Genomic DNA, 14,863 nt, shown 5'->3' with positions numbered 1-14,863 from the left:
GTGTCAGTTAGAGGTCGCCCTTCCTGACTTTGCCGTAAACGATATTTCGGTTCGAGCCATAATAGACTTTCGCGTCGAAAGAGCTCCCACCGAGGGCAGCATTGATGATGTCCCGCATATCGTCAGCCGAACGCAGGATGAGCGGCCAATCCATGAAGGTCTCCATGTAACCATCGGTCGTGATCTCGTCGCTGAAATTGGCAAACAGGAATTCGCCACCAGGCTTGACGAATTCCATGGCTCTTTGCAGCAGGCGGACGCCGATGGCACGCGGCAGGTAATCGTAAAGCCCCGATGCGTAGACGAGATCGAATGTGCCAAGAGCATAGGCGCGGCGAAGAATGCCGCGTACAGAGCCCTGGAGTGCCTCGACTGCCGTGCCGGCAAAGTCGTGGTTCACCGTGGCTACGCTGATGGGGTCCTGGTCCAGGCCTATCCAACGTTGCAATTTGCGCTTGGCCAACGCGTCGGAGCGTTCGGCTTCCCGCAGGTGGCCGCAGGCAATTGCCAGGACCTCCGCCTTCGCCACACCGCTGGCCGTCTCGTCGACGGTCCTGGCCAGGATATCCCGCCGCTCGCGCCCCGCCACCGAACTGGCGGCTTCACTGGTGTACGCGTAAATTTGCCGACCAAGTAAGGTCGACGAAGCCACGGCATCGTCGGCAGCGGGATGCTTGTAGTAAATGTCCAGCAGGCCTGCATCGCCTGAATACCCGCGCGGTTTTTCGACCGACCAACGCGTGAACGGATCCTGGATCAAATATTCCGCGACCCGATGCTGCTGAGCCAACGGGACGAGTTTCTGCCAGACCGCGGGAGCAACCTGCCGGCGGAGCTTATGGAGTCTGCCTGCCAGGCGGTGGACGATGGGGGCGGCCGGTTTGTGCCGCATGAAGGCTTGGTGAGCAAGATCCAGTATCAGGGCGAGCTGGGCCGTGCTGTTCCTCAACTCGTCGGCGTCAGTCGTCTCTTCCGAGGTCGCGGCATGTTTTTTCATCAGTCTGGTGGTGACGAGGCTGTATTCGTCGAGCTGCAATTTTGGGTCGATTGGCATGCCGTTTACTCTCCGGTTTTACCCCCCGGTCCCCGGCAAACAGCATAGGTGTGTCGCTGCACGATGCGAACTATTTTAATAAACTTTTAATAAAACTTTAGCCAATTGAGCGGTCCTTCACCTTGCTGAACTGGCTAAATCCGAACCGCCTGTTTACCGTCGGTTAGCGACATCCGACGTTTCCTGCGGACAGTGGCGCCTTCATTCTCCGATGGCAGGCAACCTCGGCTATTGCATTCGCTACTGCAGATCGCAGAGGAGCGTTGCAATGCAACTGAGCGAGGACGTTGCCCAGAAGGTGGCGGTTGCGATTGCACGCCCGCGGTGGCATTCGGCCGATCCGGAACTCCTGGCACTGTTCCTGCAGAAAGATGCCGATGAAAATCGCAGGCTCGTGCGATGGGGTATTGCGGCTGCTGTAGTCAGCTATGTGGCCTATGGCCTCTTCGATTGGTTTCTTTTTCCGGATATCGCCGATCGGCTTGTTTTGACCCGCGTTGTGCTGGGGATCACTTCCCTGGCGCTTGTTGAATTTGTCGCCCGACGGGGCTTCGCCCTTGCCACCTTGCACCTTGTAGCGGCGCTGGCGATCGTATCCGGTGCCCTTGGATGGCTCGTCTCCGCTCTTGGAACAGAGCATCAGGATGCCCTCTCCCATTTCATGGTTTTTGGCACCGTGTTTATCCTGGGTGCGAATTTGTTCTTCAACTTCCGGTTTTGGCTTTCGGCCATTGCCTCCGCGACGGTCGCCGCAAGCTTTGTGTGCGCCGCGCTGTTCTTCCTCCAGGCCGACATCGTTGGCCGAGTCGTGCTGTCGGCGTATTTCGTGAATTGTCTGGTGTTGTCGCTGTATCTTTCCTGGCGACTTAGCCTGGAGCGGTATCAGACTTTCCTGCACGCACTTCGGGCACAGTTCCAGGAGCAGGCTGCGATAAGGAAGGGGCAGAAGCTAACCGAAATCGCGGACACCGATCCGCTCACGGGAATGAAAAACCGGAGAGCGATCATTCGAGAGTTCTCGGAGCTGCGCGAAGACTGGGCCGCGGACGACGACGAGATAGGCCTCATTCTGATCGACGTCGACTACTTCAAAAGGTTCAATGACGGACTTGGTCATCAAGCCGGCGACGATTGTCTGATCAAACTCGCCCAGGTCCTTTCCGAAATAGCGGCTTCGAACAACGCCGTCGCGGCACGCTATGGCGGAGAAGAATTCGTCATTCTCTGCAAGGTCACCGGACGGGCTCACCTTCACGAAATAACGCAGCAATTTTGTCGCGCTGTGGAGGACTTGGACATCTATCACCCTGATCGGGGTGACAAGCTCAACATTGTCACGATCAGTGCCGGAGCCTCGTTGACGCGGGCCGATCAGAGCATAGAGCTTAGAATCCTGCTGCAGGAAGCTGACCGCGCACTCTACGCGTCCAAGTTTGCGGGTCGGGCTACGTTCACAATTTACGACCCGCACGCCACCGGCCGGGATCGCTCCGGCGAAAATCTTTCAGAACTGCTGAAGCTGGCAGTTTCCAACCAGCTCGTTTCTGTCGCCTACCAGCCAATTTGCGACCTGGCGTCTGGACGGGTGCTGGGCCACGAGACGCTGATGCGGGTGTGTGACTTCGACGGTACCATGATCAGTCCGTCCGTATTCATACCCGTTGCCGAGCAAACTGGCGCGATAGTGGAACTGGGTACGTGGCTGGTCGATCGAGCCTGCGGTGACATGGCGGAATACGGATTGGGCTCGGTCGTGACCGTGAACGTATCTGTTTTTCAGCTCAAGGTTCCTAACTTTTCACTCCGGATCACCGAAATCCTTGGACGGCACGGCCTCGCGCCACAGAAACTGGCCATCGAAATCACCGAAGGCAGTGACATCTTTCTGGAGGCGCAAGCGGTAAGAAACGTGGAGCGGCTGCGAAAATTGGGGGTTCAGATCTGGCTGGACGACTTCGGAACGGGATTTGCTGGCCTTACATGGCTCCGCCGTTTCAAATTCGACGTGGTCAAGATCGACCGCAGCTTCCTCCACGATTGCCAGACGTCTCATGGCTTGAGCCTGTTGCGGGACATGGTCGGACTGCTTCGCAATCTTGGCCATGTCGTGCTCGCCGAGGGCGTTGAAACGGAAGAGCAGTACATATTGCTGCAGCGCCTGGGGGTAGATTTGATGCAGGGCTTCCTCACCGGGCATCCGGTCCCGATCGAAGAAGTAAACCAGATCAGGCAAGGCCTCGTCGCCTAGCAGGCGCCGATCGGGCGCTGGCTGCTACGCAACAAGGCGTCACTGCCCCACGGTCATTTCGGGCCATGGCTCGATAAGCAACAAGGGCTTTCCCGCGGTATGGCGTGCAGTGCATGGCGCTGGCCACAGGCGGGCACCGGGACGCGCGGAGGGCTTCGCGGGCGTAGGAGCCCCGCTGGCCGCCTGGCGAGTCTATTGCGCCCTCTGTCTCTTGGCTTGTGCGGCAATAGCACAGAGGAAAGCCAGTGCTGCAGCGTCGCATGCCGTCCGCGACGGTCCTTTGGCGAAGAGCACGGCGTCCGCAATTGGGATCGTAAGGCCGTACTTTTTGGCGAAAGAGGTGATTTCGTACGGCTGATCGTCAGACGGATGGCGGATGTCGAATTCGAAATCCATGTGTCTAGTTCCTCCCAGTTCGCGACCCTTCCACTCCTTGGCCTGATGCAAAATTAAACTACCGACGCATCGCGCGAGTCCAGCAATTGGAAATTGAGTAAAACGATGCACTTTCCTGTCGCGCCAACATTGGCAGACGGTCGGCATAAATGCGCGCTGGCGCGGCTACTGGCGGCCCAGCGGTCAAGGGCGGGGGGCTTGGGGTTTGACCACCGGGCCTAACCGGCAATGGGTGCCGGCTGACAAGAGATCATATTCCATTAGGGAAGCCTAAACAAACGCGCCGGGATGATCGTGCTATAATCCCGCATGGCCGTCCGAATAGTGGCTGTCCTGGCGCTTCTTTTCGCCTTCGCCTACGGATTCGCAAAACTGGTGGAACGTTATGGCGGAGTTGGCGATCGGCCTCCTGCGTGTGAGCAATTGTCTGATTGCCCCGACCCGAACGCGCCGCCTCCTGAACCTGGGCTTAAGCCTTACTGAAGCCTCACCCCCGGACGCTCACCATCACTAGCATGGCCGCGCTTTGGGAGTAGCGACATACTTCAGGACGGCAAGCACACCACCCATGCTGGCGATAACCAGTGCCAGCAAGATGCCAGTAATCTGCACAACATTGAAAGCGCTTGGGAGATGATCGACCTTCGCACGCAGCGAAGTCATATCGGATTGGATCGATGATAGCTTAGTGTCGATCTTCTCAAACTTTTCCTCTTTCCCTGTCATCTTCAAGCCTTGCCTCCTATATTTCCCTCGTTGCGGCGACCCCTCGAATGGAGATCGCCATGCCTCAAAAAACCCTCGCCGACACCCTTGCCGCCCGCGAATCTGTCTACGTCAATTGCGCGCACCCGGTTTGCTGCAAATCCACAAAGCTAGACGTCCAGGCGCTCATCGACAGGCTTGGTCCTGATCACGGGTCCATGCATCAGGATCTCGTCTGGCTGTTCGCCTGCTCGGATTGCAAGGCTGCCGACCGCGACCGCCGGCCGGTGTTCTTCACCGTGGTCCCTGACTATGACGGCAGAAGCAAATCACCACCGCACCGCCGGCACAAGAGTCCAAGGCACGGGGACCGTCCTCATCTGTTCGGCCGATGTGCCGGGCAAAGGAAGGTGCCAAATTGCACATGTGATCCTCCCCGGGTCACACCGCCGAACAGCCCTTCAGCTAGTCCCTAAGTGGGCTGTTCCAAGAGCCCCACCGGCTGATTCCGGTGGGGCATCTTGCTATCCAGGCTTCAGCCAGGCGGCGCGTCAATATTTGATTTTTGTCGATCCCATAGGGCCAAGCCCATCCGACACACGTCTCGCTACGTCCCTGATCAAATGATGGATCGCACTCGGCTCATGCGTCGCGTATGCCGTGAAGAATTCCATCGACTGTGCGACCTGATAAATCTCGCGGAAGTTCTGGGACATCAGCTCGTCATTGTCGTCGAACGCATTCAACATGACATGTTCCATTCGCTCTACGGCGTCCGGGAACCTCGCGACGTAGGCTTTTAGGAATTCCTCGATCTGTTCGTCGCGGAAATGCTTGCCCATAGTCTCCTCACGAAAAGGCGCTAGCGAAACAGCATATAGGCGCCCGTGCCGGCCATCAGGAGGCATGCAGCCATCCCGAAGCTTACCCCCGCAAGGGCGCGCTTGACGATTTCAGCCCCGGCAGCGACACGGCGCCGAGCCTATGGCTCGCTACAGGGCCAATCTTCAGGTCTCGTCAAGCCAGAAGGCAACTCGGTCCGGGCGTCTCCGCAAGCCATGTTGAGTTGCCACTGGGATAGACCCGCCGAATTGGAAAGATCGAGGCCCTCGATACGGGTCAGAAAGAAAAAAGCGCGGTCAAAGTCTATCGGCGCGGTGAACGTCGCTCCTCGGAAGTCCGCCCGCGCGAGATTGGCAAACGAAAAGCGGCTGCCGCTGATATCGGCGTCATGGAACTGCGCTCGCCCCAATTCCGCCTTTGTGAAATCAACATTGGTCAGATTGGCGTCCTGGAAATTCGAGCGCTGCACTTCCGCGCCCGTAAACACAGCGCCCTGCGCGTCCATATGGCTGAAGTCGGTCCTGTAGGCCTCGATTTTGTCGAACCGGGCGCCTTTGGCGGTCGAGTCGGCCAGTGAAGCACGCACAAGCGTTGCCTTCTCAAAATTTGCCGCAAGGAGATTGCTGTTCCTGAGGTCGGTCGAAGTGAAATCAACACCGATCAGGTTCGCCCCGCTCAGGTCCTGTCCTTTTAGGATGAGAAGCTTTTTGTCACAGTCCTGCCAATTGACGCCAGGCGCCGCGGCTGCGTCGCAATCTTGAGCGGCAGCGGCGTTCTGCCAAGCAAATACAATGCAAACCGCTAGAACCAAGCTGGATGTGCCGTAGGCTCTGGTTCGTCTCAAAGTCATTGTTGCTGGACCTCTGCTACTCGCCGACAACCTTACCACATCTGCGGACACTCGAAAGCGACGGCATTTTGCCCGCTAATCCCGCTAGTCCCCACCGCCAGATGAAAAGCCCGCCGCCGTTGAGGCAGCGGGCGAAAATGGTGGGCGTTGGACCTATTGAATGCAAGAGCCCGGCGGGTAGCGCTCAGGGTCGTAGTGCGGCGGCGAGACGAGCATGAAATCGTCTTGAGTGCACACAGGGATCATTCCGAAGTTTGTTGCGGTAAGCGTGGTGGAACGGCAGAACGATCATGTCGTTGCTCGGCTCGATCGCTGCTGTGGCTGGGCTCTCCAAAGTACTCCGAACCGGAATAGTTTTCAGTTAACGTTCGGCGGCGTGTAGCTCTCCCATCGCGATAGACGGGTCTCGATGTCGAAACGGGACGCCTCGAAGTTGGTGCCGGTGTTGGCCTTGTTTTTGCCGTCGGTCAGCCGATACAGCTCGTCGTTCTCGACATCGTCGACAGGGTGGGTCGATCGCACCACCCGCAGCCATAGCGATCGTGCTCGATCGCAAACGTCCTTGACCCGGCTCATTTCTTCCTCCCGGCAGTCGCCGTGCTGCTCGAGGTTTTCATCGCACACGCGGTCTCGGCCGGGCCGCCCGGACTCGGTCGGTGCGCTCAACTTTGCTCCTGATCTGTCATCCCGTCAATGTCATCGCATCCAATCAGAGCCCGCTGCGTCGAAGCAGCAAACGCCGCTTCGATCCCGCCGCTCGAGTGCACGGCGGGTGAAGATCATGGCTTTCAGCCTAGCTGTGCAAGCGGCATCTTCGCAACCGACATCGGCCCGAAATCCTGCTTGCAGCGCGCCAACTGCGGATTGTGCCAAGCACGTGCTTACGGCGGAATTCCCATCGCAAGGTGTAATGGGATGAGCAATGTCGGAAGGATGGCACTGGCAGGGTTAGAAGGCGGGTAGCGGACCGTTTTTGGGCTGATGGTGGATCTCGCCCGACGCCCAGCCCACATACATCCGTGGGCGTGCTTTCGGGTGGACGCACACAAGCTGGTCAGTGTCCCGCAATCGCGCCGAACAAGGCGACGAATGCCGAATATTCCGCAAACCACCTTCGCGTTCGACGAGAGAGAGTGGACGATCATGGCAGCTATGTCCGTTTTGAAGCGCTGCGCCTCGATTGCCGCAGAAGCAGTGCGGTGAAGCAGTTGACAGCGGATGTTGTCGGGCAAAGGCTGTGTCAGGCCTAACAAGGTCGCAGATGAAAGTCAGCCATTTCCCGTTCGAGGCATTTGCCAACCACATCCCGAGTGGCTCATCGAATGGCTTCATCAACTTTTCCCTCTATGGTGACGGCAACCGAAGATCTCCAGCTCTGATCCAAGCGCAAAGATAGAAATCCAAGACCGGGGTCGTAAAAGCTGGCCGCCAATCCCGCGTTTTGATTTCCCCCATTTTTTCAGCCGATTTGACTGCCTGGTTCGCCACCGGTGCGATGTCGCCCGAAATTCTGAAAACCCTCTGAAGCCGAGGGACGCTGGTGGAGCGGCTGTGCTTTTCCGAGGAATATGGGTGTCCAAGTCGAACTTTCCTCTGTTGGCGACTTTTAACGGCGAGCGGGCGAGCTTCAGGGGTGAGAGCACTCGCGTTTCGGCCCTTGGCCGTCGTCGCGAGCGCGTTTACTTTAGGTTAACATTTCGTTAAGGTTACGCACGAGCTGCCCTTAATAAACGTAGGTGCCGAAATCTCCGTTCGGACTTACCGGCAGCCGAATGCCCTCGGCGGGCACGATAGAACTCTGACAAAGAACCATTTCACGGCAGGTGCGATGAGCGCCCGGAGTGTGGCTGCTTGGCAGCGTGGTCTTTGCAGAGAACGGACAAGTTCCGCCAGCACAGGCCAAAGTGTCATGGCCTGACCAGAGGAAGCCCGACATGCCAAGTTATAGTTACACCGCCATTGACGATCCCTTCGCCACCAACGGCACGTATGCCACCAGCATCAATGACTCGGCCCAGATCACCGGGTATTACACCGACGGCACCGGCACCCACACTTTCCTCTATAGTGGCGGCAGCTACACCACCATCGACGATCCCTTCGCCACCAACGGCACGTATGCCACAAGCATCAATGAATCGGGCCAGATCACCGGCTATTACTACGACGGCAGCGGCACCCACAGTTTCCTCTACAGCGGCGGCAGCTACACCACCATTTCCGATCCCTTCGCCCCCCACTTCACGTATGCCACTGACATCAACGCATCGGGCCAGATCACGGGGTACTACAACGACGGCACCGGCACCTACCGCGGATTCCTCTATAGCGGCGGCAGTTACACCACCCTCACAGCCGGTTACCTCACGTATGCCACCAGCATCAATGACTCGGGCCAGATCACCGGGAATTACAGCGACGGCACCGGCACCCATAGTTTCCTCTATAGTGGCGGCAGCTACACCACCATTGACGATCCCTTCGCCACCAGCACCGTTGCCGAAACGATCAACAACACGGGCCAGATCACAGGGTATTACACCGACGGCGGCGGCTTCCACGGGTTCCTCTATAGCGGCGGCAGCTACACCACCATCGACGATCCCTTAGGCGCTGCCGGCAGTATTGCCACTCGCATCAACGACCCAGCCCAGATCGCCGGGTTTTACGCCGACAGCAGCAACACCATGCACGGGTTCCTCTATAGCGGCGGCAGTTACACCACCATTGACGATCCCTTCGCAACCGACGGCACTACTTTTGTCGCTGGAATCAACGATTCGGGCCAGATCACCGGGACTTACGAGGACAGCAGCGGCATCACCCACAGTTTCCTCGCCGACTTGGCGGGTGATCAACCGCCGACCATCACCTCGAACGGCGGCGGCGACACGACGGCGGTGTCGATGTCCGAGAACAGCACGGCGGTCACCACGGTAACCGCCACTGATCCCGACGCGGGCCAAAGCTTGAGCTATACGATTGCTGGTGGTGCGGACGCAGCTCTGTTCGCAATCGACGTAACGACAGGCGCGCTCGCCTTTGTCACGGCACCTGACTTCGAGAATCCGACCGACGTCGGCTCCAACAGCGTCTACGACGTGACCGTCCAGGTTTCCGACGGCAACGGCGGTATCGACACGCAGGCGATTGCGGTGACCGCCCAGAATGTTGTTGGAGCGACGATTGTTGGAACTAACGCGGGCCAGCCGTTGACCGGAACTGGTGAAGAGGATTCGATCTCCGGGTTAGGGGGCAACGACACGATCTCAGGATTGGCCGGCAATGACCATCTGGACGGCGGAAATGGTGTGGACGTCTTGATCGGCGGGCTGGGCGCAGATTTCTTGGATGGGGGGCTGGGTCCCGACACGGCATCCTACGTGACATCGTCCGCGGGCGTTACGGTGAGCTTGGCGACGGGAACAGGACATGGTGGCGATGCTGAGGGCGATACGCTAGTCAACATCGAGAATCTGACGGGCTCTGGCCTTAACGACGTCATTGAGGGCAATAACGGCAACAACGTTCTTGACGGAAGAGCTGGTTTCGACACGGTCTCCTACGAGCACGCCGGAGCGGCAGTGACGGTTAGCCTCGCAGTAACGGCTCCACAGAACACCGTTGGCGCAGGGCAAGATACGCTGATCTCATTTGAAAGCCTTACGGGCTCCGCTTTTAACGACGTTCTGATTGGAACGACTGGTGCCAATACGATCATCGGCGGCGGTGGTGCAGACAAACTCACTGGCGGCGGCGGGGCCGATGTTCTGACCGGCGGGTCAGGTGCCGACACATTTATGTTTAAAGCGCTGGCCGACAGCGCGCCGGCCACTCCGACTACCATCACCGACTTCGACTTCCAGCATGCGGATCACATCGATTTGTTTGCAATTGATGCGAACACTTCCGTCAAGAAAGACCAAGGCTTCGCGTTTGCTGGTCACAACTCAAACGTCGTTGCGCACAGCGTTACGTGGTATGAGAGCGATGGAAACACATTTGTTCAGGCCGACGTGGACGGCGATACTACGGCGGACCTCACGATCATCCTGACGGGTATCGATCACGGTCTGACTGGGTTAGATTTCTTTCTCTAAAAGAAACTTCAGTGGCCCAGTTTGTAGCAGGCGTGAATGATGGACCGCAAATTCGGCAAACTGCGACCCGCCCCTCCCACAATCCGCTTAATACCGTGCCGCAAATCTGGACCGGCCCCTCCCGATGCCCCGCCTTCCTGGCGCGCCGTATGCCACTCCTCACGCGCATGCCACTATGCTCAGGCATTATCGCCAGGCGGGGAACTCGCATGACAGATCCGAACGTCACACCTAATACGCCGTGGCAGCTGTCAAAACTACTCCGAACGATGCTTCCAAAACTTGCCAGACTAGCTCGAAATCTCATCGCATTCGGGACAACCGGAAAAGACCAGGTGGCTAGTCGCCACCTTAAAGCGCTCAATGTATTTGTTGTATTGGTCGTGCTGAGCACAATATTTGTGCTGCTGCAATTCATTCTCGTTGACTTCTATAGTCATAAACGGCTGATTTTTTTAGCGTCGTTCGTGCTTTTTATGTGGGCGCTGACGCCGTTGTTGAATCGTTTTGGGGAAATAGTATCTACGGTATACTTTTGCGTTGTATCTTGGGTAGGATTTGTCGGCCAAGGGTACATCGCTGGATCCTCGCTAGGCAGTCACTATTTTTTTCTTGCGGCGCCGGCGGTATTGATCTCCCTAGGTTCTAAACGTCTAGTGCTGTCTCTATTTCTTACGATATTCTCACTTTATGGATTCTATTTAGTGCAATTTGATTTCCCGTCTCTATCGTTCGAACCCGTTAAGGGAGATCTTGCGCGATTTAACCTAAGATACTCGCTGCTAGGTTCGTCAGTTTTAGTGTTTTTCTCCATATACTACGCTCTTCGTGTAGGAGATCGGGCTGAAGCGGCGCTTGAGCGGGAATATAATCGGTCAGAAAGCCTGTTGCAGAACCTTATGCCTGCCTCAGTTGCTGCAAGATTGAAAGAACGACCTGAGGAGATAATTGCTGACCATTTCGAAGAGGTCGCCATTCTATTTGCAGATATAGTGGATTTTACTCCTCGCGCGAGCAAGTTGCCCGCGCCAGAGGTCGTAGAATTCCTCAATCGTGTCTTTACCAGGTTTGATCGCCTGGCAGCGAAGCATGGTTTGGAGAAGATCAAGACCGTTGGAGACGCCTATATGGTGGCCGGTGGAATGCCTGACCGCCAAGAAGGGCACGCTCGACGGGTAGCTGAGTTGGCGCTCGATATGCTGGATGCGACCCGCGATCTGTCGGAAGAGATGGGAGAGGAAATAGCCACACGAATAGGAATCCACGTGGGACCGGCCGTCGCTGGCGTGATCGGAACACAGAAGCTGTTTTACGACGTATGGGGAGATACCGTAAATACCGCATCTCGCATGGAGTCACTGGGCAGCGCCGGCCGTATTCAGATGACCGAGGCAGCTATGCAAATTCTGGCCGACGACTACGTGTTTGAGAGCCGCGCCCGAGTTCATGTGAAAGGGAAGGGGGAGATGGAACTTTACTATCTGCTCGCCCGCAAGGTCGGCGCCGGCAATCACCTGCCGCTCGCAGGTAGTTCCGACTAGTCCGGCACAGCCGGCCGCCATAGCTGGCAGCAATCTAAGCTGGCAGCGAAGCGATTGGAAATGTCGCCGGTACAATGACACCCAAGAAGGTCCCGTTGTTGGATCACGATATAAGCCCATAGGGCCGTGGAAAGGGTCGCTCTACAAGGACACCCGCCAAGTGCCTCACGCCATTGTCCGGTCATTTGTCGCCACGACACCGCAACAACCTGCTCAACCCGCTATGCCCTAGTCGGTTCTTTCTTAGCTGTGAGAAGAGAGCATGTTCCAACGGCAGCTTCGGCGTGGTGTGAGATAGGGGCAATCTCCACGATCAGGGTACTTCACTTCTCAATGGATGCTTCTTTTCGTTGGAAGGGGAATTCCAGACGCCCACACGACCAAATTCCTCGGTGGGTGATTGCGGTCTATGGTGAGCGACATGTCCTGGGCCGTCGCTCTTAGAAAGTCCTCTGGCATCGCTCTAAATTTGACTAAGTGTCTGATTGGCAAGGCTATGATAAGGCTTTCTGTGAATCGTGGCTCGCTACAGAAGGCGCGGGCTAACTAGGGACTGCAGCCGGGAAGCCTGTTCCGCCGTGATGCCGACAGCGTCATTTCCGACGAAGCAAGGGAACTTGGCAAATTTCTCATCTTTGCCACGGTGACGAAAAGATAAAGCTAAGATCGGCGGGGTCAGTCCGATATCGTTTTAATGCGGAGGAATATTGTACAACTTCAATGTTGTATGGCGGAGAGGGAGGGATTCGAACCCCCGATGGGCTTGCACCCATGCCGCATTTCGAGTGCGGTGCATTCGACCACTCTGCCACCTCTCCGCGGTCATGGTCGGCCGTTGCCGGCGCGGCGCACTAGATAACGGCTGGGCGGGCAGGTTACAAGGCCAAATCCGCGGCGAAATTCAGCTTCCTGCGCGGGCCTTGCCTGATCAGGCATTGGCGGCGTCGACAGGCGGCGTCGGCCCGCGTTCTGGAGCAAGGACCGGAGCAGCAGGGAATCGGGCCGTTTGCCTTGACTTCAGCCAAACCTTCGGTTAGGGGAAGCGCGCAATCGGCGTGGAGGGTTCTTCCGCGCCGCTTGTTTTTTGAACCCGCAGACTGACAAAAAGACGGCCGAACCGCCAGAGGCGGTTCATCAAGGCCGACCGAACAGCGAAAGGCAAAAAATGTTCGCAGTCATTAAAACGGGCGGTAAGCAGTATCGCGTTGCCGCCAACGATCTCCTGAAGATCGAAAAGCTCGAAGCCAATGTCGGCGATATCGTCGAAATCGGCAGCGTTCTCGCCCATGGCGAGGGCGAAAATGTCACCTTCGGCGCACCGTTCGTCGATGGCGCTCTGGTCACGGCGGAAGTCGTCGAGCAGGGCAAGAACCGCACCGTCATCGCTTTCAAGAAGCGCCGGCGGCAGAATTCGCGCCGCAAGATCGGCCACCGCCAGCTTCTGACCACGGTCAGGATCGCCGAGATCCTGCTGGGTGGCGCCAAGCCTTCCAAGAAGGCCGCAGCCAAGGTTGAAGCCAAGGCGCCGGAAGCCAAGGCAGACGTAGCGCCCGAGGCGAAGGCCGAGGCCGCGCCGAAGGAAGCCAAGGCCAAGAAGGAAGCCAAGGCAGAGGCCAAGACCGAGACCGCCGTCGCTGCGCCGCTGTTCAAGGCGCCGAAGGGCGAGCCGGACGATTTGACCGTGATCAAGGGCATCGGCCCGGTCGCCGCCAAGGATCTGGCCGAACAGGGCATCATCACCTTCGCGCAGCTGGCCAAGCTGACCGACAAGGATGTCGCCAAGATCGACGAGCACATGCCCTTCAGCGCCGACCAGATCAAGGACTGGCGCGAGCAGGCCAAGGAGCTGGCGAAGAAGTGATTTTTCCGGCGACAAGGTCGCCGGATCGGACTTGAAACGGAACGCGAACGCGTTCATAAGACCATTCAAGCGCCTCGTGAGGCGCATCGGAGTTAGTTAGATGGCACACAAGAAAGCTGGCGGCTCGTCGCGCAACGGTCGCGACTCGCATTCCAAGCGTCTGGGCGTGAAGAAGTTCGGCGGCGAAGCCGTCATCCCGGGCAACATCATCATCCGTCAACGCGGCACCACCTGGCATCCCGGCGTCAATGTCGGCATGGGCACGGACCACACCCTTTTTGCGCTTGAGACCGGCGCAGTCACCTTCAACAAAAAAGCCAACGGCCGAACCTACGTATCGGTCGACCCGATTACCAAAGCCGCGGAGTAGCCGGTTCCGCACTACAAAACCGGCGCCCATCTCGGGAACCGGTGTCTGGCCAAACCAGTGAATGGAGCCAGGAAAAGGATCAGGGGAGATGGGTTTTCCATCTCCCCTTTTTTCTTGCCTGGAGGACTGAAATGGTTGCCGAAGCGGAAGACACCGAAGACGAAAGTTACGCGATAGACTGCCCGGCGCTGGCCACGGAACGGCTGGTGATGCGGGCGCCCTGCGAAGCCGATATTGCGCAACTGGTCGAGCTTGCCGACAACCGTCATGTCGCCGAAATGCTGGCCCGCATGCCGCACCCCTATGGCGAGGCCGAGGCGCGCGCCTTCCTGGCCATGACCCGGTCGCGCCGCGCCGGCATTGCGTACGCCCTGACGCTCGCTGGCACCGACACCTTCGTCGGCTGCGCCGGCCTCAACATGACCGATCGCGGGCTGGAACTCGGCTACTGGATCGGCGAGCCCTACTGGAAGCGCGGCTATGCGACGGAGGCCGCGCATGCGCTGGTCGACCTCGCCTTCCAGCGGACGTCGACCCAGGTGCTGCAGGCTTCGACGCGAGTGATCAATCCGGCCTCGCGCCGGGTCATCCACAAATGCGGCTTCCAGTATGCCGGCCAGGGCATGCTGAACTCGATCGTCGCCGGCCAGGTGCCGGTCGAGCGCTATCGGTTAGACAGGAAGACGTGGATAAGTCTGCGAAACTGGGTCCACTTCTAGGTGTATTGATATTCAGGTGAGGCCGGTCTGCGAAAGGCGGCTTCCTGCGCTTCCGGTGCTCACGTACTTAAGTACGCTCCGCTCCGGTTCTCGGAAGCCACCATTCTCGACTCGGCCTGACCTGAATCTCAACACACCTAGGCGCGTGGCTCCAAACGACAGGTTTGGAAACGTCC

The 14,863-nt window shown here is 57.9% G+C and carries 13 protein-coding genes and 1 tRNA gene; 6 read left to right on the top strand and 8 right to left on the bottom strand.

The annotated features are described in order from the left end of the window. Positions 1–7: 7 nt before the first annotated feature. Positions 8–1,054, bottom strand: coding sequence for a class I SAM-dependent methyltransferase (locus tag ACYHH6_RS02485; RefSeq protein ID WP_352593063.1), 1,047 nt, complete (start codon positions 1,052–1,054; stop codon positions 8–10). A gap of 268 nt (positions 1,055–1,322) precedes the next feature. Here ACYHH6_RS02485 and ACYHH6_RS02480 point away from each other — a divergent pair, with 268 nt between their 5' ends. Then, a complete protein-coding gene (locus tag ACYHH6_RS02480) occupies positions 1,323–3,302 on the top strand; it encodes a putative bifunctional diguanylate cyclase/phosphodiesterase (RefSeq protein WP_352593060.1) in 1,980 nt (659 codons plus the stop codon). A gap of 192 nt (positions 3,303–3,494) precedes the next feature. On the opposite strand, the gene ACYHH6_RS02475 is transcribed toward ACYHH6_RS02480, so the two are convergent. From ACYHH6_RS02475 to ACYHH6_RS02450, 6 genes are all read right to left on the bottom strand, one after another. Beyond that, positions 3,495–3,698, bottom strand: coding sequence for a hypothetical protein (locus ACYHH6_RS02475; protein WP_352556788.1), 204 nt, complete (start codon positions 3,696–3,698; stop codon positions 3,495–3,497). A 510-nt stretch (positions 3,699–4,208) separates the two neighbouring features. After that, the gene (locus ACYHH6_RS02470; RefSeq protein ID WP_352593058.1) at positions 4,209–4,430 is read right to left on the bottom strand and encodes a hypothetical protein; all 222 of its coding nucleotides are present in this window, start codon (positions 4,428–4,430) and stop codon (positions 4,209–4,211) included. A gap of 524 nt (positions 4,431–4,954) precedes the next feature. Further along, a complete protein-coding gene (locus ACYHH6_RS02465) occupies positions 4,955–5,245 on the bottom strand; it encodes a hypothetical protein (protein ID WP_352593055.1) in 291 nt (96 codons plus the stop codon). A 140-nt stretch (positions 5,246–5,385) separates the two neighbouring features. After that, the gene (locus ACYHH6_RS02460) at positions 5,386–6,096 is read right to left on the bottom strand and encodes a pentapeptide repeat-containing protein (protein WP_352593052.1); all 711 of its coding nucleotides are present in this window, start codon (positions 6,094–6,096) and stop codon (positions 5,386–5,388) included. Between the two features lie 357 nt (positions 6,097–6,453). Then, the gene (locus ACYHH6_RS02455) at positions 6,454–6,762 is read right to left on the bottom strand and encodes a hypothetical protein (protein WP_352593049.1); all 309 of its coding nucleotides are present in this window, start codon (positions 6,760–6,762) and stop codon (positions 6,454–6,456) included. A 215-nt stretch (positions 6,763–6,977) separates the two neighbouring features. After that, a complete protein-coding gene (locus ACYHH6_RS02450) occupies positions 6,978–7,328 on the bottom strand; it encodes a DUF6946 family protein (RefSeq protein WP_435053481.1) in 351 nt (116 codons plus the stop codon). A 702-nt stretch (positions 7,329–8,030) separates the two neighbouring features. On the opposite strand from ACYHH6_RS02450, the gene ACYHH6_RS02445 reads away from it, so the two are divergent. Together ACYHH6_RS02445 and ACYHH6_RS02440 are read left to right on the top strand one after the other, a co-directional pair. Next, positions 8,031–10,196: a cadherin domain-containing protein gene (locus tag ACYHH6_RS02445; protein WP_352593046.1), complete on the top strand. Its 2,166-nt coding sequence runs from the start codon at positions 8,031–8,033 to the stop codon at positions 10,194–10,196. A 209-nt stretch (positions 10,197–10,405) separates the two neighbouring features. Continuing rightward, a complete protein-coding gene (locus ACYHH6_RS02440; RefSeq protein WP_352593043.1) occupies positions 10,406–11,737 on the top strand; it encodes an adenylate/guanylate cyclase domain-containing protein in 1,332 nt (443 codons plus the stop codon). 728 nt (positions 11,738–12,465) lie between these two features. Here the strand turns inward: ACYHH6_RS02440 and ACYHH6_RS02435 are convergent. Next, positions 12,466–12,555 (bottom strand) — tRNA-Ser (locus tag ACYHH6_RS02435). A gap of 347 nt (positions 12,556–12,902) precedes the next feature. Here ACYHH6_RS02435 and ACYHH6_RS02430 point away from each other — a divergent pair. From ACYHH6_RS02430 to ACYHH6_RS02420, 3 genes are all read left to right on the top strand, one after another. Beyond that, the gene (locus ACYHH6_RS02430; RefSeq protein ID WP_352593040.1) at positions 12,903–13,598 is read left to right on the top strand and encodes a 50S ribosomal protein L21; all 696 of its coding nucleotides are present in this window, start codon (positions 12,903–12,905) and stop codon (positions 13,596–13,598) included. Positions 13,599–13,698: 100 nt separating this feature from the next. Beyond that, positions 13,699–13,968, top strand: coding sequence for a 50S ribosomal protein L27 (gene rpmA, locus ACYHH6_RS02425; RefSeq protein WP_352593037.1), 270 nt, complete (start codon positions 13,699–13,701; stop codon positions 13,966–13,968). Between the two features lie 131 nt (positions 13,969–14,099). Further along, a complete protein-coding gene (locus ACYHH6_RS02420) occupies positions 14,100–14,687 on the top strand; it encodes a GNAT family N-acetyltransferase (protein WP_352593034.1) in 588 nt (195 codons plus the stop codon). Positions 14,688–14,863: the final 176 nt, after the last annotated feature.

This window comes from Mesorhizobium sp. P171375, assembly GCF_057786075.1.
This window is presented reverse-complemented; position numbering and strand designations above follow the sequence as displayed.